General features: G+C 49.3%; 1 protein-coding gene. It reads right to left on the bottom strand.

Features of this window, described 5'->3' with window-relative positions; genetic code table 11:
* A partial coding sequence (locus LZP73_RS19555) for an amidohydrolase family protein (protein WP_234236581.1) occupies positions 1–339 on the bottom strand: 339 nt, incomplete at both ends.

A 339-nucleotide genomic window follows, 5' to 3' on the forward strand; every position in this document is an offset into this window, starting at 1 on the left:
AAAGAAACAGAGTTGTCATAGCGCAGCTGCTGTAGCGGAGTGGCAGTGGGTTCCATCACCACGAAATCAGCCTCTTTGCCAGGTAAAAAGTTGCCAATCAAATCGTCAAGGCCCAGAGATTTCGCTCCGCCGAGCGTGGCCAGGTAAAACGCTTCATATGCCGAGAGGCGATAGCCTTGTAATTGCAATACCTTGTAGGCTTCGTTCAGCGTTTGCAGCATGTTAAAAGTTGTTCCGGCACCGATATCTGTTCCCATGCCCACTTTGACTTTCTTCTGCCATGCTTTTTTCAAGTTGAATAAGCCGCTGCCGAGGTAAAGGTTGGAGGTCGGACAGAAA

Origin of the sequence: Shewanella sp. AS16 (assembly GCF_021412365.1) — a bacterium.
Lineage (GTDB): Bacteria > Pseudomonadota > Gammaproteobacteria > Enterobacterales > Shewanellaceae > Shewanella > Shewanella salipaludis.